A 19671-nucleotide genomic window follows, 5' to 3' on the forward strand; every position below is an offset into this window, starting at 1 on the left:
AAAGCTTTGTTTAGTGATGCAGCTCAAGCGAGTAAGTTTTATCTGTGATACTTAAAAAAAAGAGGCTTCAACCTTAGTTGAAACCTCTTCTGTTCTGTATGCGTTTTAAAGGGTGTTTTTGTATACTTCACCGTCTTTCATGATGACTTTCTTCGCATCATCACTCATCACACAATCAACGCCTTCAAGAGGGTTACCATCGATGATTAATAGATCAGCGTAAGCACCTTCCACAATTTGACCAAGCTTACCTTCTTGATATGGGTGTTGGTAAGTCGACATCTCAAACAGGCGACCACAGTTAGACGTTGCCATGCGAAGCGCTGTGATAGTGTCGAAGGTTTCTTCGATAGCACCTAGTTCTTGCATCTGTGTTTCATGAACATTAGCAGTACCCACGCAATCTGTACCATAGGCAAGGTTCTCAATGCCATGCTTCTTAATTAGGTCAGCAGATTTAAACATCGCCTTACCAACGCGCTCAGTCTTCTTGTAAGTTTCCTCGTTTGGAAGAGGGATCTTGCGCTCTGCAATCAGCGAAGAGGTAAAGTAAGACGGAACCACCCAGATACCTTTGTCTTTGATGATTTTAGCTATCTCATCATCCATGATGGTTGCGTGTTCAAAACACATGACGCCCGCTTCGGCAGCGCGCAGCATTGCTGGAGTAGTATGAATATGAGCGGCAACGTAAGTCCCGTAATCGGATGCGGCCTCTACTGCTGCCTTCATTTCGTCTAGGGTGTATTGCAGAGTATCTAGCGGATCAAACGTTGATGATGCACCACCGCCCGCCATGATCTTAATCTGCGATGCGCCTTTAAATAACTGCTCACGCACAGCTCGCAATACCTCAGTGCGACCGTCTGCCACTTTAAATGTGCCAGATTTCATCAATGGAGAGTCTTCATGGCCATTCGCCAAGCGCTCTTGAGCCTGATTTTGACGATAATCTGAGTGACCACAGGTTTGTGAAATAGCAGCTTGAGAGGGCAGGATTCTTGGGCCCGTTGCGTAACCACTATCAATGGCGTTCTTAAGTCCAAGCGTGTTGCCACCCACATCACGACAAGTGGTGAATCCACGCATCAGCATCTCTTGCGAGATCTTAGCTGAGCGAATGGCCATCTCTTCGCGAGTTATTGAATCCATTACATCAAAGCTACCTGAAAGGGTAATGTGTACGTGGGCATCAATGAGACCTGGCATTACCGTACCACCTTTAGCGTCGATGATTTCGTCCGCGATGCTCGGGTCGATATCGCCAATCTTGATGATTAGATTGTCTTCAATCAGAACAGAAACGTTTTCGATTAGCTCGTTGTCTGTACCGTTAAACACATTTGCATTAGTAATTAGCTTTTTCATATTCTGTTCCTCTTTAAGGCTGCAATCATTCGGTTGATGCATTCATCTTAGGGGCACAGGCGTATCAATAATTGCCATTTAGTGACAGTGTTCTTTTTATTTTCTAGTAAAGAGAAGAAAACGAGAATGCCATGAATCCGGTAATGGGAAGCACCTATCTTAAAGGTGAGTCTCTAAGGTTTTTAAAGTGGACTGAAAGAAAGCGTAGTCTTAATAAGAGTAATGTTTTTTTCTGACTGGAATTGAATAGGGGAGCGCTGCCAAACTGATTGTTACTCCTTTTTCAAACTAAAGTATTTATTTGAATAACCGATAAAATTGAGATTTAAGTTTGCATTCATATGCTCCGTATTCATGTTGCTAACGATGGATTAAGAAGTACATCCGAGTATACTTGCCATTTTTAAAATACAACAAAAGGATGTTAATACCTGTGTTAATTACGCCGCCTTAAACGCTCCACCCCTCCTATAGCTCTCACTGCTAACCGAAGTAAAATACTAGCCTTTAGTATCTGCTTATTCTTTGCGCTTGTTAATTATCCGTCTTTATTAGGCTGCTTTTTCACGCCAAAATTTTATCAAAGAAGCATCTATCTACACCCCAGATCTATTTCTGGTGCGTTTTGCTGTGCCTAAATTGAGAATTCAATGTACCAAAATATAAAAATTGATTGGATGTCTAACATCCGTGGAGACCTACTTGCTGGTCTCGTTGTTGCGCTTGCGTTAATTCCTGAAGCCATTGCCTTTTCTATCATCGCTGGCGTCGACCCTAAAGTTGGGCTCTATGCCTCTTTCAGTATTTCTGTTGTTATCGCAATAACCGGAGGCCGTTCGGGGATGGTTTCGGCGGCCACTGGTGCCATGGCATTATTAATGGTTACCTTAGTAAAAGAACATGGGTTGGAGTATTTACTGGCTGTAACAGTGCTTACTGGTGTCCTGCAGGTATTGGCAGGATATTTGAGGCTCGGTAGTCTCATGAGATTTGTCTCACGTTCCGTTGTAACTGGTTTTGTAAACGCTCTCGCTATCTTGATTTTTCTTGCTCAGCTACCTGAACTCACCAACGTAACTTGGCATGTGTATGCGATGACCGTTGGCGGACTAGGCATCATTTATCTCTTCCCTTACCTTCCGGTCGTTGGCAGATTAATCCCTTCGCCTTTAGTGTGCATCATCGTCCTGACGATAATCGCTATCGGATTTGACATTGATATCCGCACTGTTGGTGATATGGGTAACTTACCCGATACTTTGCCAATCTTCCTTTGGCCTGATGTGCCTTTCAACTTAGAAACCCTGTCTATCATTTTCCCGTATGCAGTTGGACTTTCTGTCGTCGGTTTATTGGAATCGATGATGACGGCGACGATCGTTGACGACCTTACCGACACAAGCAGTGATAAAAATCGAGAATGTAAAGGCCAAGGCATTGCCAACATCTTTACTGGTCTGTTTGGTGGTATGGCAGGATGTGCCATGATTGGGCAATCGATGATCAATATCAAATCAGGTGGTCGAGGCCGACTATCGACGCTATCGGCTGGTGTGTTCTTGCTAATTATGGTCGTTTTTCTTGGTCCCTGGTTGAAGCAAATCCCAATGGCAGCATTAGTCGCTGTGATGATTATGGTGGCTATCGGAACCTTCTCTTGGCGTTCTATTATGGACCTAAAAAAACACCCGTTATCAACTAATATCGTCATGCTTTCTACCGTAATTATTGTTGTGGCGACCCACAACTTAGCGATTGGTGTGCTTGTCGGCGTTCTGCTTGCCTCGTTGTTCTTTGCCAACAAGATAAGTCGAATGATGGTAATCAAAAATGACAGCGTGGAGTGTAGCTCTCGAAGGTATACCGTCATCGGACAGATCTTTTTCGTATCTTCAGACAAATTTATTGAGTCGTTCGATTTTAAAGAAGTAATTGAATCAGTAACGATAGATTTATCAGCAGCACACTTCTGGGACGTCACATCAGTTTCAGCGCTAGACAAAGTTGTCGTTAAATTTCGCCGTGAAGGTACACATGTTGACTTGATTGGAATGAACCAAGCCACACGTACCATTGTCGACAAATTTGGTGTACATGATAAGCCCGAAGAAGTTGAAAAATTATTGGCCGGACATTAAGGAAGAATGCATGAAAAAAATAATCGCTTGTATAGATGGCTCTAACCTAACAACTTCAACCTGTGAAGCTAGTGCTTGGGTTGCAAATAAAGTGGATGCCCCGTTAGTTTTATTCCACGCTCTGGATCACTCCACTTTACCCGTAGTTAGTGAGTTCTCTGGCCAAATCGGTTTAGGGAGCCAAGAAGAGTTGCTTGCAGAACTCACTGAGCTCGATCAAGCTCGCAGTAAAATCATGTTACAACACGCTAATGCATTACTTACTGAAGCTCAAAATTGGATTGTAAACCAAGGCGTAAAAAACGTGAGCAAATTACAACGCCATGGCAGTTTATTGGAAGGCCTCATGGATATTGAGGATGAGTTACGTGTATTAGTTATTGGAAGGTCGGGAGAGTCACACTCAGTAGGCTCACAGCTTGAAACCGTAATCCGTTCTATTCGGGCGCATATATTGGTCGTATGTGAAGGCTTTCAACTTCCAGACTCATACATCATTGCGTTTGATGGCAGTTCTTTTAGTGAAAAAATGATCGAAAAGGTAATTCAAACCCCTTTGCTAAAAGGAATAGATTGCCACTTAGTGATGATCAATGATGGTGGGAATAAAAACGAAGCACTCGAAAAAGCAACAATTCAACTCGAAGAGTCGGGTATAAAAGTAACAGCAGCGGCACTCACTGGTGCGGTCGACAAAACACTTATCGATTACCAGCAACAGCATGGGGTCGGTATGATGGTGATGGGCGCTTATGGGCACTCTCAACTAAGGCAGTTTTTTGTAGGGAGTAACACCTCCAAAGTGTTATCTAACAGTCACGTCCCATTATTGTTGATTCGATAGGTTCTTGTTGAGTTTCAATTGGTCGGTGAAGTTCAGGTTGATGCCTGAAATCAATCTGAACACAAAATAAAATGGCTTCTCTCTAGGTGAAGAAGCTCATTCATTGCTAGAGAGGTGGCTCGCCAGTTAAACCCAGAATGGCTTTTCTTATTCAGGTGAGGAGCCAACGGCATTTAATTCTTCTATGTCAACATACAGACTGACGTTCAGTCAATACGGGTAATAAAGGTTTGCTCGTCATCAACAAAAGCCACAAACCCGCCGTGATAGATAAACACCCGACCACGCCCCTCAACTAGGCAAGCAAGCTGCGGGTTCAAATCTTCTTCGTTATTTTCGCTTTGAAAAGTGCCGGTATCGGTGATTACACCGCTGAGTGGCGGCAAATATCCATAAGTGCGCTTGGCTTGATCAATCAGGCTCAATTCGCTGGCGGTAGAGAAGCAAGAGGGGATCGCACCTGCGTCTTCGATAAACATGGTTTTCAGTTCTTCAAAAGCTGTTATCACCAGCCAGTCGATGTCGTTAACATGATGGATAAACATAGAGTTTCTCGATAATTCTAGTGCGTGGATTTTATCACTATCAGCAGGGAACGCAGTAGATATTTAGTTGCTAAAGGCGGTAATTTTATGTCGTTTCCAGATATTCATTAGGCCAACAGAAAAACGTTTTATTTCTATACCTTCATCTTATCAGTTCTGATTCCAGTCTAGTCACAATTACTTTATGTTTTTCTTGCTAAAAAGGTAGAAAAGTTTACAGTGTTATTAAGTTGAGATTGAGGTTTGATATGCCATTACAGAAAAAACAATCCAAAGTATCGCTAAACATTAAAATTTCATCAGACTTAGATTTTCGTCTTAAACGAGCTAGAAAAGCAGCACGTGAACAGGGATTGATGTTCAACGTATCTCAAGAAGTTGAAAAATTCCTTGAGAAGGAAGTAAAGAAAGTTGAACGCCATCTATCAATAGATGAAGAGATTAAAGGTAACCTAGAGGAACTTGGTGGATTAAATATAGATAGTCTAATGAAATCAATGGATTAATTGCAATTCTAGCTTGTATTGATTCAACTCACTTACGAAGTATAACTAAGCTTGGAGAAGATTATGGGGACAATAATTGGGCTATTGATTTTAGCCGGCGTCGATACAATCCTAAAGCGTAAAACGGGACTTCACTTGCATCAGTGGATTGCAAAAAAATATAGAGATTCTCAGCATAACAAATAAATCATTTCACCGATTTGACTTCAGGACTTGTGCCAAAAAATATTCAAATATGGAATGGGCTAGTTATCTAGCTCACTTTTGCCCCATTTCGCGTTAGCCCCTTTACTTTTCGAACTTTTTCAATTTGCGTTTACCTTACTAAAGCTTATCCGACGAAGTCTGAAAGTTATACTTTCTAAAACTATGCGTCATTTTGAAATCTAATCTCCCTTACCTCTAGCTAAGATGTTGATTATCAATTGAACTACGATAAGAAAGTCCGCATTATGGAACGATAAAAGACGACTGAAAGCGTTATGTGTTTTGGAGGAGCGTATATGTACAGCTTTCACAAAAAAGACTGCCTTCAAAGGGCTATGAACTTAATCAAAAAAGCCGATGATGCATCACTGCGATACGCGTGTCTCGAATTAAGGCAGTGTATTGAGTCAATCGCTTATGACAAGCTAAAAATGTATAGGAGGTTTGTTCCAGAGAGCGAGTTTTCACGCTGGCAACCAAAACGTGTATTTGATTTCTTAGAAGAAATCGAACCGAAATCAACAAAGGACTATGTTTTCCGAATTATCGAACAGAAGCCAGATCGCAGTCTTGGAAAAGCTATTTTTTCGGGCAATCATAAAACGCTGACTTCCAAACATACGAAGAAAACTTACAATAAGTTAGGCAATTACCTACATAGTCCCACGTTGGTACAGCAAAGTGATTACTATAAGAAGAGCAGCAAGTTAGCTTCTGATTTGTTAAAAATAATAGAAGAATTAGCTCCTATTGTTGATTCAAGTTTTGATACAAACATTGGCGAAATCGTTAGCTTTGAATGTGGGTCATGCGGTGATGCTGTTTATCATAGAAAGCATGGGTTAGATGTTGGCAAGCATGTTCGATGCCTAAAGTCGGAGTGTGGGATGTTGTATGTTGTAAATAAAGTTCGTGGTACTAAGATCAGTTTTGAACCAGTCCAAGCCAAAATTCCGTGCGATTGCGGACATACAACATTTATTAATTATCAGAAATTAAAAGATCCTTCCCACGTAAATTGCCCCTGTGGAAAAATATACGATATAAAACAGCAATGGGTCTTTGGAGAACGCACATAACAAGTTGTTCAACAGCTAAAAATTAGGAGTAACCTTTGGATATACAAGTATTTACAAACGAAAGGCTGATATTTGCTCGTTTCTTTTATTCAGAGGGAGTTAAGCCTTTCAAATCAATCATGACTTTCATAGAAAATGAACAAGAACCATATGTTCCAGTATATGATGAGTCTGGCGAGCCTCAATACATTTATGAATGGATCCAAGCTCAAGATGGCATTGAAGCTATCGGCTTGGCTGCTCTGTCGATGCTATCATCAGCATTGCAACTATACATGAATGGGTGGCTTGATCGTCAAGAAGCGCCTAAAGGCGTTGGAGTGGTTTCAAGAAAAGGGAACAAAGGTTGGTTCCATGCATTAAAAGACGGAATCGCTTCTCATGGTATAGATTTTACTCAATGCCCAATAGATGTTGATGTGCTTGAACAGCTAATTTTAGCTCGAAATAGAACTCCACATAGTGAAGACATTACATCAAATTCAGTAAATCACCTAAAACGAGATTTAGATAAGTTTCAGTCTCATGTATTTGTCAAACCTGCTGATGTGCCAAGGATAAATGCTGGGTTTAACTGGGTTCGTGTTCACGTTGATGAAAGTAACTTTAGCCAAGCAACAGATTCAGTAGAGATGTTTTGCAATTGGCTTGAAAAACAGCATTGGCAGTAACAGCCATATAACAAGCATTCAATTTTTCAAGATACTTTTTCTAATCAGGCAGAAGTTTGTTAGTGCAATAGTTCTAGCACGTTTCTGTCCAAAAACTTCTCAGCGCTAGCAAGGTTTTGTCGGGTGGACGACACTTGTTACCAAGTGCCGTCTCCCTAAGAACCCAGCGTGCAACTTTCACTGCACTAGGCTCAAGCCTTCACGAAGGCATCGTTTGATACCCAGCAACTTACAAGGCAGTCGAAGCAGGTTCGTTCCAAGAGTTACGAGCTAGCCTTTTAGACTTTCTCTTTGCCAAGTATTCTTGGTATTGAGGGTCAAATGGCGTTGCAGCACTTCGGATTTTCACATGTCTTTCTATCGGCACTTTAGCTATTTGGAAGAGATTGAACTGGCAATCCATATCCATGATCTTCTGCCAACCGTGAAACTGCCACTGGCCTTTTCGGTTGATGAAGTATTTTAGGGCAATCCAAGTTTTAGACTTTGTTGGATGACGCCTCTTAGCCCAGTGCCATAACGTATGAAATAGCTTGTGACCTACATATCCGAAGACCTGTTTAGCCACGCAGTGTCGATAATAGTTCGACCATCCCCTGAGTTTCGGATTTATCAATTTGATAAGATCATTTACTGGCAGGGTTACGTGCTTTTTGACGAGTTCACGCAGATTACTTAAGAACATCAACGTATTGGATTTACTCGGCTTAATGAGCAGTTTCCCTTTGTACTTCCTAAGGTTGAACCCAAGGAAATCAAAGCCATCGTTGATATGAGTGATGTGCGTTTTCTCTTCGGATAATGTTAAGCCTCTGTCCGCTAAGAAGTCAGCAATCAACGGTTTGATATCGTTCTCCAGCACTTCCTTTGAAGCGCAAGTGACGACGAAATCGTCGGCGTATCCAATGAAGTTAGCTCTTGCACCCTTTTTGAGTGCAGTAGATTTAATGTGCTGTTCGAAACCAGAGAGTGTCATTAACATCAAGGTTGGGGATATAATCCCACCTTGAGGCGTGCCTTCATCTGTGTCGTAAAATAGCCCTTTGTCTACAAAGCCAGACTTTAGCCATTGCTCCAACATCCGTTTATCAACAGCAATATTGTCCATAAGCCATTGATGCCCGATTTTGTCGAAACAAGCTTTAATGTCCCCTTCAAGAACCCATTGTGCTGACCGCTTCTGACTCAAGCAGATAAAACACTGGCTGATTGCATCTGCAGTGCTTCGCCTTGGTCTAAAACCGTAGCTGTTAGGGTCGGCAAGACTTTCTGACACAGGCTCTAATGCTAATAGATGAAGTGCTTGTTGCGCTCTGTCTATCATGCATGGAATGCCCAATGGTCTAAGTTTGCCATTCTTTTTGGGGATGTAGATACGCTTGAGTGGTTTGGCTTGATATGCCTTTCTGCTCAATTGATTAACTGCTTTCATGCGGCGTGTATCTGTATTCCAGATGACACCGTCTATTCCTGGCGTTTTACTGCCTTTGTTTTGAGATACCCGCTTAACAGCAAGAAGTTTTGCTGAGCGAGAATGAGTCAGTAGCCACTGCAAGGCTTTCGCTTTGCCGAGTTTACCTTCTCGTGTTGCCTTTGCGATACGCATCTGAAGCTTTAATACATGCGACTCAACAGATTTCCAGTCGATTGACTGCCATTGAACGTTGTCAGGAGAGGCACTAATCTCTTTTGAAATCATCATTTGCGTTTCTCCTTGAATAAAGTTCTTCAAATTCTCTCGCAACGGAAGACCAGTCGGAAGTGGGCTCACTTTCGTGACCAGACATAAGTCTGTATCTGCACCGTTACAATACAGCCTTCGCTTTTTCCAACGTCCTCTACCTGCATCACTATCGGCCACTTAGGCTTTCCCAGAGGGAGTGATACAGGCTTACCGTGTTCCGTATGTCGCGCAATGTCAGGTTAGATGCCCGCTATAGTGCGGAGAGTTCGACGATCACGAAAGAGCATGGGGCAATCCCTTTCCGACTCTCGTGCCTTTTGGCCACAGCGTATTAACCACTTCCGCTGTTTCATCACATAACGCACCTTACGCGGATTCACTTGTGTTCATCATACTGACTACCTAGCACTCACCCGATTGTGGTTATCAGGAGGATCGTCCTCTCACGATTTTGATCCCGATTGGTCTATGACCAACCTTCGTTACATTGTCAGGCTCGCTACTTTATTCAGAGCCTTAGGTTCATCTGGTGATACAGATGGTTCACACATTAAGCGGTGAACAGCGCTTCATACGACTTCACGTCGCACGCCCCAAAGTGATTTACGGTTTTCTGAGCCCCAATCTTCCAAACAGTCATTTGACTCAATTTTTCTAACCAATGTATTGTACTTATTGTCTGGTTAAACAGTAATATCTCGATTTAGCTTACAAATGAATAGAGGTTGGTAAATGTTAATCCCATTTGGGCTGAAAGGTGGTGAAATCGTCCACGTCGATGATGTCGACAATGGTAAAGATTGTGGTGTCATTTGCCCGGGATGCAGACAACCTCTAGTAGCAAAAAATAATTGTCAGGAAAAGTCAAACCACTTTGCACACTGCAGTGGCTCAGAGTGTAATGTTTATGCACCTATGACTTGCCTTCACCAGTATGCCCAATCTCTCCTCGAACAAGAAAAGCAAATCGTCTTGCCTCCTGTGATTTACCGATTAGAAGGCCAGTTATCGTCAGGTCGTACCGTGACCGAAACATATTTTCTGTCGCGAGCCAAGGGGATTACCTTTGATATGATCTGCAACGAAGAAGCCTTCGGGCCTTACCGCATTGACTGTATGGGGCACAAAGGGAAGCAGTCAGTCGCCATTGAGGTGAAGGTTACCCACGAGAACACGCCAGATAAATCCAAAGCTCTGCGTGAAGCTAGCCAGATTGCGATTGAAATAGACTTATCCCACCTGCACGGTACTAGGACGTTGTTGGATGCCGAGCAGATCAAGAGAGCCATACTTAATCCTGATAATATTATTTGGCTATCGGAGCCTTTGATGGCAGAAGAAAGACAGCAGGCTGATCTGGCCTTTAGGCAGAAGGTTGAGGACCATCAGCAGGCTATCGACCAGCAAGAACAGATGCTTCGAGATCAGGAGCTGTCCGAGCAGCTCTGGATAAACAACGCCTCCCAAACAGTACGAGCGAGTATCAGCCATCCTCTCGAATGGCTCAACACCACGCTATCCCCCGACTGGATTGAGCAATGGGAAAAAACGAAATCACTGCCAGCTAATAGCCTTATCACACAATCAAATATTGAGTATTTCGGGGAATTACTTGATCTACCGGTTACTGGTGACTGGGTGTTTAATACCCCTAGGTTGCATTGGCAGGCACTCGTGCTTTACTTCCTTGACCATAACGACAAGTGCAACTTGAGTGATGTCAAAAAATTTGTCATGAGGCAAGCAGGAATTCATCCTATGATGCAGACCTTGAACAACTCCCGTTACAGCGCGAAGAAGGTCGCCAAACAAGCATCTGTCTATGTCGATTTGAACTCGTTCTGGTTCCTCACTCCAGATGAGCAATCACGATTAGTCGATCCATATTTTCTTATTGAAGCCTACATCGAGCATTTGATACGAAAGAACGTTGTTTTCCGCGTTCCTTTCCTCAACATTTACCGTGTGAATGGCGGCAGTTTATCAGTCGTTCTAGCTGAAAATCGCAAACAAAATGAATCACTCAGGAAAGAAAAAGAAGACCATCAAAAAATGGAACAACGACAGCGGGATTTTGCTGGGTATTTCTCAAAGGATAGGGAAGAAAAGGTTGTGGATTTAGTTGCCGCTGATAATGACATCGTCAAGCACCACAATGGTGTCGGCCTTCGTTGCACTGAATGCCATATTATTTGGCCAATAAGCATTGATAGAACTCACCAACAGTGCCAACGCTGCGGCTCAGATAAACCTTTCAGACAAGATACGTTAACAGCTGAATATCTTAAAAAGGCCGTCCACCGTTATCGTTGTTTACCATTTTTGTGAGTCTTGCTTGTGAGAAGGGCAATGCCATAGTTAGGATGGCGTTAACGCCACTTGGTATTGATGTGCTGTTACGTATTCATCACTTGACGAAAGCCATTCATCTGCCTCCTTCTGCCCATCTTCGAGTTAGTCAGTTTCAAGTTGATTAACTTTTACCCCAAAGTGAGTCAAGGTGAGATTGGCCCTGACTTAAAACCTAGCATTTTGACTTACTTTTTCTATTTAGTTATGTAGCCAAATTTGCTATGCCACTACGACATACATCACTTAGTCTCATAATCATGGCGCTTTGTGCGATGCTTTCAAATTCGGTATAGACGTCGATAATCGCATCCTTAGCAAAGGTGGATTTAAAGAGCATCCCCACCAGAATTGCTCCAAGCTTTTGTAAACCCTTGCGTACTAACTTCAACGGTATGACCATTGTCATGTACTACAGTTATGTCAGTTGTTGATTTTTTAAAGTTATTAACTATGAATTCATTTCCTTTGAGGTTACGCGCAACGGCTGTTTGGAAGAGGTCACCTTTACCGTCGGGTTCGCAATAAACCTGCATCGTTATATTTTGTCCAGCAATCCGCCAAATCTGATTGTCGGAATTTTCATAGTTTTGATGTTCCGTTGTACAGTAAGAACCCTCTCCAGACAAAGTACTAAAATACACTCTTTGTTTTCCATCTCCACCATTCGAAATCGAAATGAAATTTAGATATCCACTATCATTATAAAAAGAAGGTGCCACGGTTCCCTTTTCACCCCACGGAATAGTGGGAATACTGTCCTCCGAAAAAACTGGCATACTCACCAATATTAAAACTAAAAATCTAAACATTTTTTAACCATTACCTTACCTGTAAAACGCACATCTTTTCAGCAAAAAGCTTCGATCACAAACCATAAGAAACATACCGTAACAATTTACAGGTATTCTTGAGAGGTATCTCAAATGGTGATGTTAAAAGGTGTAGTAGCCGAGTGAAATTGGCTACTACATTAGAGGTTTTCCATACTCCAAGTAATCCGTTAAACACTAATTTAGCGATCCATGAAACTCATTTTTGTCCAGCTTCGTGCTGGCGGGTTAGATCAACGTAACGCAGATTTGCCCCCAAACTCGTTAGATTATATGCTCTACAAAATTTAGGGGTCTCCATTTTCCCTACCAATCTAATCAGACTGGTGTCTAACAAAGTGGGGCCTTACCAGGGAGTAGATTCAATACATCATGCCAGTGCAAAATTGAACCTGAATTCTAGCCCCCGAAAATTAACTTACCTTTCTCATATCTAGGACTTCAAATGTATGGCCAATTTGATAGTTCACTACACATTTAAGTCTGAGTAATTAAATTCATAGTCCGTTATGGTTGTAGGGAAGCCTTACATTGAGCATGAAAAAAGCCATCAGCTTAAGCTAGTGGCTAATGAATCATAAACGCATCTTATCGGGAGGCAGTTAAATGTCGTCTGTTATTGGCGGTGTGTCGGGGGACCTGTTGGTGCTTCATTTGCTGTGATATAACCATCTTTGTTTTTATCCAAATGATTAAAACGCTTGGTGCCTGCCTTAAATTCAGAAGATGATACTTTTCCATCACCATTTTTATCCAATCGATTGATAAACTTATTGCTCTGGTTTTGGTTTTTATTGTGGGTCTGATTTTGACTTCCAGAGCGAAATTGGCTACTTACACTCGTCGTAGTATATTCGTTGATCTTTTCAGCCTGAGGTGGCGTGTTTACTTGATCCGCGAAGTCTTCATAACCGCCTCTTACACTACGGACATAGTTATCAACCCGAATATAGTCGCCTTGCGGGCCACGTGACATCGGTTGTCCCGCTTTAGGATCACTACGCTGGGAACCTGCACCATGTACATCCATTATGTTCTCATGCATCTGACCCAAAGCTTTACCGAAAGACACATAAACTGCGCCAGACTCTGGAGTAGGGCCATCAAGGTGAGTGGTTGAACTCCAATAGTAAGGGTAGTCTTTTTCACCAGCTTCATTTGTTATTGAAGATGTGTAGAAAATAGGGTCGATGGCTGCTGAGTTAGAGGTTTCAGGTGAGCGGGTATAATCGACAATGCTTTGTAACTCTTTTGCATTTGGTAAACGCCAATCACTTTGGTCTGCTAATGTTAGGTTTTCTGAATACTCTAGAGCTTCTTGCCAATTCAAACCTATTTTACTGTCTTCTTGTTGCCAAGTTAGACCTGTCGCTAAATCGGTGATGGTGCCATCATCATTATCAATGAAGTTGTTTTTGCCGTAGGCTTCATTGCCTCTAACAAACCTAAAGTACATTTTATTCGGTTCTTTAGTGCGAGGGTTAAACTTTGGGTAACCTTTGATACGACCATCAACAAAATTAACCCCAAAAACCGTATCATCATTCTTCATGGTTTTGTCAACATACTCAGTACTGGACCAAGTTTGTGCATCAATTTCTCGCTCACCAATTTGTGTATTACCGAGAGGTTGGTTAAAGAAACTAGTGTCGATGAAAGGTGTGACCGCTTTTTGTCCTTTAACTTGACCTGAGAACTGAATGAGTGAATAGAGTTCTTTAATGGTAGGAATGCGCCAGTCATCATGACCAGCTAAGTTTAGACTGTTTATTTTGAGCATTGCTTCATCGTAGCTAAGTTTTTCCCCCATCTGCTTTTGCCAGATTAAGCCGGTAACATTATCGGTGATAGTGCCATCATTATTGTCTGTATATGAAGGTTGGCTCGAGCTGTAGTTGGAATCCTGACCATAAAAATCATGCCCACTATCTGGAAATGGTATCACTTCATTATTGTTGTACGATTTTCTTTGTCCGGTATCGACAATTGCGTAGCTAGCAGTTTGTGATGTTTGGACTAGTTCGGGTTGGGTCGCACTATTTACGACCATAAGGTCTTCACCGAAAATAACATGGCCACTGAAGTTTTTACGAATCACTTTCAAACTCGCTTCAGTGTCAATTGTCCCATCATTAAAGTGTGTGTAGACAAGGTTTCTCACTTTCGCTTTTTGAGCGAGTGTACTTGAGTCATTCAAATTGAGATGAGCGTGAACTTTCTTGTTTGAACCATTTCCCTTCTCTTTTTTTGCTCCTTTATTTTTTTGACGCCCGCCTATCATGACCATTCCGCCAGAATCAATGATCATATAATCCGCATTCTTAGCGAGAGTAGGCAGAGCTTCTGAATAAGTTAGATCCCCAGTAATAACAATCGATTGGTTATTGTGGTCAAAGCGATAGGCGATAGTATGGATTGTATGTGGAACTTGAAGTGTCGTGACTTGTATATCACCAACAGCAAATGATTCCCCGCCTTTTATATCGGTCACATCAAAAGCTTTGATTCGATCATTCAGATTTCTTTGGGTTTTGCTGAGTCGATATTCAATATCAGATTCATACAAATCTACGTTTGTTTCTGTCATTTTTTCGGTGTTGGGAGGGCCAATAATGGTGAAATCATTTCTGCCTAATAATAGGTGAATTAATACGGGAACAAACTCTTCATTATGATCTAGATGGTGATGAGTAATAAATAAGCTTGATAAGTCACGAACATCAAAGCCAATTTTAGATAAGTTTGCTTGAGTTCCATTACCCATATCAACCAATATATGGGTGTTACCAGCAGAGATTAAGATACTAGCGCTCGCGCGATTTTCATTATAAATAGGCGAGCCTGATCCAATGATAGTAGCAGTAAGTTGATCTTCCGCATGAACTGAGTTCGTTATCAATGTCACCAAAAAAATAAAACCGAGTATGTGCTTTTTCATAATTGCCTTCTTATGAATTGTGTTGAGAAAATGGGATAGGTACGATGAAGACAAGGAGTAGAGTATCAATGAGAAATATATTGAAAATTAAATTTACATAATTTTACGCTACTGATTAGATCTAACGAAATTTGGCCTATAACATTCGAGGCCTACTCTAATCAAAATTTCTTCTTTATTATTCAGTGGCAATAAGCTTAAAAACAAAGGTGTGGTGTGGCCTGAGAATGATCTGTTCCAGTGTTACTGGACACTCGACTAAGCGAATGTTGCCATACCTCAATTAAATCATGCTTTACTAAATTAGAATAAACGCAACTGGAACTATCCAGAAACGTGTTACATGCCCATGTGAACTCATGTGATCACCAAGCAATGGCTAGCAAAAAAACCTCTTCATCTGAACACTCTCTTAAAAGAACTAGAAATAGCCCTCTCTTATGCTTCTTTGGTTCGATGATAGAAATGAATAATGTGTCATTAAATGGCAGTTATTGAAATCCAACTCTGGATAAGATGTACATCAAATCGAGGTCACCTAGCCAAATTGAGAGAGTTATGTATGTCTAACGTAGAAAAGAGTTATGGTTTCAACACTCAGCAACGCCTATTTGTGGGTTACACGCTAGCGGTATTGGTCGATCTAGTGGTACTAAACCTGTTTGATGAGTACTGGGGATTTGTCAGTATCGAGTCTTTCACAATCTCACTGATTGCTGCACTGCTACTTCAGTTGCTGCTTAAGCTTTCTATCGGGCTTGAGCATAAGATTGCTAATCACTTTAAATCTAAGCCAGGTAAAGCCCCTAAGGTGTACCGAGCGATTTCGACTTACATCATCTTGGTGGGCTCAAAGTTCATTATGTTAGAAGCAATTAACTTGTTGTTTGGTGAAAAAGTACAATTTACTGGTCCTTGGAACGGCGTTGTCGCCTTCTTTGGTGTGGTGTTTGCTATCTTGATTGCTGAAATGATTGTATCGAAGATCTACTTTGCCCTAGACGATACAGAGAAACAATCAGCAGAAAAAGCGGCAGCTTAAAAGACTTACAGAGCCATCTCGCAAGAGGTGGCTCTTTTATTATCTACCGTGCCATCATTTTTAGAACTCGTTAACTGCACCGCAGTAAATAATCGGTATAATTTTGCTACCCTCCTTACGCCTGACAGCTTGAATGAAAACGCCCACCGCAAAAGATGTCGCAGATGCTGCCAATGTTTCTATAAGCACGGTATCACGCTATCTCAATCGAACCGCTCCAATTGCCAAACAGACGATTATTGCCATTGAGCAGGCCATATCAGAATTGGGCTTTATTCCGTTAAACACAAAGCAGAATGTTGATAGGACTAAAGAAAAGCTGATTGGTTTGATGATTCCGACATTTGATAGCTCTTTTATTAGCAGCACTTTAGAGGGCATGGATCCCGCAATTCAAAATAGTGCATATCGCCTTGTTATTGAAACGAGTAACTGGGACAAGGATAGAGAAGTAAAAGTGATTCAACGAATGTTGAAGCAAGGGATTCAAGGACTTATTGTTCTAGTTAATAGTTTGTCGGAAGCCGAAATAAAAGCCATTGTCGGTGAGTTGCCCGTGTTGGTTGTAGCTGGTGTGAGTGAAGATATCTACCCGCATATATGCATTGACAACGTGGCTGGTGGACGCTTGGCTACCGACTATCTTATTGAGCTTGGGCATAGAAATATTGTTAATCTACATAGTAGCGAGCTTGGTAATAAGGATTCCTTGCAACGCAGCCAAGGTTATCGTGAGAGCCTTGAAAGCGCAGGAATACAATTTGAGGCAAAGTTGAGTTTAGAAGGTGGTTACCGAGCAACTTGTGCCTCACGAGCAACGCAATCGTTGATTGATCAAGGTATCGAGTTTAGTGCGATATTTGCGGGCAATGATCTTAGTGCTTTGGGTGCAATCAAGACCTTATCGCAAAATGGCATCAAGGTGCCAGATCAGGTGTCTGTGATAGGTTTTGATGATTCGCCTGCCGCGTCCGTATTCTTACCCAAACTGACAACCATAAAGCAGCCCTTGTCGAGAATGGGCGAGGTGGCGATACAACAGATGATGGTTATGTTCGCTGGCAAAAAGACGAGTTTACCGACTTTAGAACTCGAGCTTATCGTTAGAGCGAGTACTGCTACGGTAGCCAGTGAAGGTGATAAACCATCTTGTGGTTAGCTCGCCCAATCTTTTGAGTTACCGTACATCGATCCTAGCCGCAAACCAAAGTCATCTCATGAAACAAAACTCGAAATTCTCTTATAAGCTATTGTTTATTAAGTATAAAATCAATGAAACTGATTGGCTGTTTCATCTCTCACTATTGATAGCATTCTTAACAAATTCTCTTGCAGATAAATATAATGATTTCAGTTAATTAGAACACTTGCTGTTAAAAAACTGCAATGTGAATTGAGCTGAAAACCTATTGAAAATAACGCTCTGTTTGAAGCAGTTTCTAGATAGTCTCAACGGTCTTAAGGGAAGAAACAATGAATCGAATTGCGAAACTGGGTAGCGCTTTGCTTATGAGCTCTATTCTTATGGGATGTACATCAGGCAGTAGTGCTCCCGCAGAAAACCAGAATGCCAATCAAGATACTATGGCGGCATCTGGCAAGCTAAATACGACGGATGTGCCTTTGTATGGCGCAGAGGTTTACAGTAAGGATAAGGTGAAATTTGGTAAGTTTGTTGTTCGAATGAAGATGGTATCGAACCCTGGTGTTGTTTCATCGTTCTTTACTTATGACAATGAGTCTTGGCAGGGCGGAATACCTTGGCGTGAGATTGATATTGAAGTGATTGGTAAGAATCCAAATCAATTCCAAACCAATCTAATTACTGGCGACTCAGCGAATAGAATCCATTCTGAGAATATTCACGAGCTTGCGAATATGGAAGAGTTTCATGAGTTTACTGTGATCTGGACACCAGACAAGATCAGTTGGTTGGTCGATGGTAAAGAGGTCTACACTGAGCGCGCTGAAGATTCTCAGCAAGTCATCGACATGCGCTCGTCCCCACAAAGCTATCGTATGAACCTATGGATTTCAGAGGCGGCTGAATGGGTTGGTAAGTTTAATAAAGAAGATCTGCCTCTTTACCAATATGTTGACTGGATTGAATACCACAGTTACGAAAATGGTGAATTTGAGCTAGATTGGCGTGATGACTTTACCTCTTTTGACAGCGAGCGCTGGGGCAAGGGCGATTGGGGCTTTGATTCCAACCTAGTGACCTTTGCACCAGAGAACGTCATCATCAAAGATGACATGCTAATCCTTGGCTTAACGGCAGGTAGCAAAGGCATCAAATAACGTCTAATCACAAGCGCTTTTTAGGTCTTTTGAACACCGCTTTGCTTCGTTAGCTTAGCGGTTTTTTTGTATTTAATTTAACATCTTGGATGTACTCTCTCGAACGATGAGTTCGGCGGGAGGCACAAGAGGTTTATCGGCATTGCGGCTCATAATGTCACAAATATAGCTTAGCGCTATTTTACCTATGTCATACAAGGGCTGACGCACTGTAGTTAAGGATGGAGTGCATATTTCTGAGGTATAGAGGTCATCAAAACCGATAACGGAGACTTGTTGGGGAACGTCAATATCATGCTCTCTTAGGGCTCGAATTACACCATAAGCGCTTAAGTCATTAGCAGCAAAAATAGCGCTGAACGCTATATCATCTTTGATGAGCTGAAGAACCGCATTGTAGGCGGTTTCGGTATAATAACCACCATCGACAATGAGCCTTGAATCGACCTGCAACCCCGCTTCTAGCAAACTTTGCTTGTAGCCTTCTAGTCGATCCTTGGCATCTGGTCCCTCGTTTAAGCGACCATGAGCATGGACAATCCGGGTATGTCCTAGTTGTATCAAATGGTTGGTGGCTATTCTTGCTGCAATTACATTGTCGATCTTGAGTATCGGCAGAGATCCCTTATCTGAGCCCGCAACTATGAGTACGGAAAGCGTTCCTACCAATCGTTTGATTTCATCTTCGCTAAGTAAACTGACCACCAGTACTAGAGCATCCACGCCTAAATCGAGCATCTGTTTGATGATCTTTTGCTCTCGAACCTGACTAAAGCGAGAGCTCTCAATTCGCAAACTATAGGCACTGTTTTGAGCGCAATGATTGATGCCGTTCAAGATGCTAGCAAAGTACGAGTTGTCGAATGTTGGCACCACTACGCCAATCTTCATACTGCGCGCTTTGTTGCCATGATGTTTTGTGGTCTTAGCGTTAAAGTTCAGGTCGGATATGGCTTGCTCTATCGCTTGGACCTTCTCTTTGGCTATGTATCCCGTCTGATTATTAAACCGAGATACTGTGCTTACGGAAACGCCAGCAAGGCGAGCGACATCATAAACGGTAGGCTTTTTCATACAGGTAGATTAGCTATTGAGCTTTATTGAAAAGTGACGCAATAATGTATCTTATTGTGGGATAAAAAGGTTTTGATTTTGCTACTTTTTGC

The 19671-nt window shown here is 42.0% G+C and carries 15 protein-coding genes; 9 read left to right on the forward strand and 6 right to left on the reverse strand.

From position 1 onward, the window contains the following. Positions 1 to 105 precede the first annotated feature (105 nt). Positions 106 to 1368 carry a metal-dependent hydrolase family protein gene (locus A6E01_RS04450; RefSeq protein ID WP_065209658.1) on the reverse strand — a complete coding sequence of 421 codons (1263 nt, stop codon included), beginning with the start codon at positions 1366 to 1368 and terminating at the stop codon, positions 106 to 108. Positions 1369 to 2018: 650 nt separating this feature from the next. Between A6E01_RS04450 and A6E01_RS04455 the strand changes: the two genes are divergently transcribed. Together A6E01_RS04455 and A6E01_RS04460 are read left to right on the forward strand one after the other, a co-directional pair. Further along, the gene (locus tag A6E01_RS04455) at positions 2019 to 3506 is read left to right on the forward strand and encodes a SulP family inorganic anion transporter (protein ID WP_017030986.1); all 1488 of its coding nucleotides are present in this window, start codon (positions 2019 to 2021) and stop codon (positions 3504 to 3506) included. Between the two features lie 10 nt (positions 3507 to 3516). Beyond that, positions 3517 to 4350: a universal stress protein gene (locus A6E01_RS04460; protein ID WP_065209659.1), complete on the forward strand. Its 834-nt coding sequence runs from the start codon at positions 3517 to 3519 to the stop codon at positions 4348 to 4350. 206 nt (positions 4351 to 4556) lie between these two features. On the opposite strand, the gene A6E01_RS04465 is transcribed toward A6E01_RS04460, so the two are convergent. After that, complete coding sequence (locus A6E01_RS04465; RefSeq protein ID WP_065209660.1) at positions 4557 to 4895, reverse strand: cytosolic protein; 339 nt, start codon at positions 4893 to 4895, stop codon at positions 4557 to 4559. A 248-nt stretch (positions 4896 to 5143) separates the two neighbouring features. On the opposite strand from A6E01_RS04465, the gene A6E01_RS04470 reads away from it, so the two are divergent. The 3 genes from A6E01_RS04470 to A6E01_RS04480 all read left to right on the forward strand — a co-directional run bounded on the left by A6E01_RS04470 (position 5144) and on the right by A6E01_RS04480 (position 7358). After that, a complete protein-coding gene (locus A6E01_RS04470) occupies positions 5144 to 5401 on the forward strand; it encodes a hypothetical protein (protein WP_017030983.1) in 258 nt (85 codons plus the stop codon). Between the two features lie 503 nt (positions 5402 to 5904). Then, positions 5905 to 6687, forward strand: a complete 783-nt coding sequence (locus A6E01_RS04475; RefSeq protein WP_065209661.1) for a hypothetical protein — start codon at positions 5905 to 5907, stop codon at positions 6685 to 6687. A gap of 35 nt (positions 6688 to 6722) precedes the next feature. Further along, positions 6723 to 7358 (forward strand): hypothetical protein, encoded by a 636-nt coding sequence (locus tag A6E01_RS04480; RefSeq protein ID WP_065209662.1) that lies wholly within the window; start codon positions 6723 to 6725, stop codon positions 7356 to 7358. Between the two features lie 229 nt (positions 7359 to 7587). On the opposite strand, the gene ltrA is transcribed toward A6E01_RS04480, so the two are convergent. Beyond that, complete coding sequence (gene ltrA / locus A6E01_RS04485; RefSeq protein ID WP_102328750.1) at positions 7588 to 9060, reverse strand: group II intron reverse transcriptase/maturase; 1473 nt, start codon at positions 9058 to 9060, stop codon at positions 7588 to 7590. A gap of 714 nt (positions 9061 to 9774) precedes the next feature. Here ltrA and A6E01_RS04490 point away from each other — a divergent pair. Continuing rightward, positions 9775 to 11370 (forward strand): hypothetical protein, encoded by a 1596-nt coding sequence (locus tag A6E01_RS04490; RefSeq protein WP_065209664.1) that lies wholly within the window; start codon positions 9775 to 9777, stop codon positions 11368 to 11370. Between the two features lie 350 nt (positions 11371 to 11720). On the opposite strand, the gene A6E01_RS04495 is transcribed toward A6E01_RS04490, so the two are convergent. Next, positions 11721 to 12203 (reverse strand): hypothetical protein, encoded by a 483-nt coding sequence (locus tag A6E01_RS04495; RefSeq protein WP_065209665.1) that lies wholly within the window; start codon positions 12201 to 12203, stop codon positions 11721 to 11723. A 637-nt stretch (positions 12204 to 12840) separates the two neighbouring features. Then, the gene (locus A6E01_RS21515; protein WP_237334496.1) at positions 12841 to 15162 is read right to left on the reverse strand and encodes an Lcl domain-containing protein; all 2322 of its coding nucleotides are present in this window, start codon (positions 15160 to 15162) and stop codon (positions 12841 to 12843) included. Between the two features lie 562 nt (positions 15163 to 15724). On the opposite strand from A6E01_RS21515, the gene A6E01_RS04505 reads away from it, so the two are divergent. From A6E01_RS04505 to A6E01_RS04515, 3 genes are all read left to right on the forward strand, one after another. Continuing rightward, positions 15725 to 16204 (forward strand): hypothetical protein, encoded by a 480-nt coding sequence (locus A6E01_RS04505; RefSeq protein WP_065209666.1) that lies wholly within the window; start codon positions 15725 to 15727, stop codon positions 16202 to 16204. Between the two features lie 133 nt (positions 16205 to 16337). Then, positions 16338 to 17363, forward strand: coding sequence for a LacI family DNA-binding transcriptional regulator (locus A6E01_RS04510; RefSeq protein ID WP_065209667.1), 1026 nt, complete (start codon positions 16338 to 16340; stop codon positions 17361 to 17363). 314 nt (positions 17364 to 17677) lie between these two features. After that, positions 17678 to 18505: a family 16 glycosylhydrolase gene (locus A6E01_RS04515; protein WP_017029629.1), complete on the forward strand. Its 828-nt coding sequence runs from the start codon at positions 17678 to 17680 to the stop codon at positions 18503 to 18505. A gap of 72 nt (positions 18506 to 18577) precedes the next feature. On the opposite strand, the gene A6E01_RS04520 is transcribed toward A6E01_RS04515, so the two are convergent. Beyond that, positions 18578 to 19579 carry a substrate-binding domain-containing protein gene (locus A6E01_RS04520; RefSeq protein WP_065209668.1) on the reverse strand — a complete coding sequence of 334 codons (1002 nt, stop codon included), beginning with the start codon at positions 19577 to 19579 and terminating at the stop codon, positions 18578 to 18580. Between the last annotated feature and the right edge of the window lie 92 nt (positions 19580 to 19671).

This window comes from Vibrio breoganii (assembly GCF_001677275.1).
GTDB classification, from domain to species: domain Bacteria; phylum Pseudomonadota; class Gammaproteobacteria; order Enterobacterales; family Vibrionaceae; genus Vibrio; species Vibrio breoganii.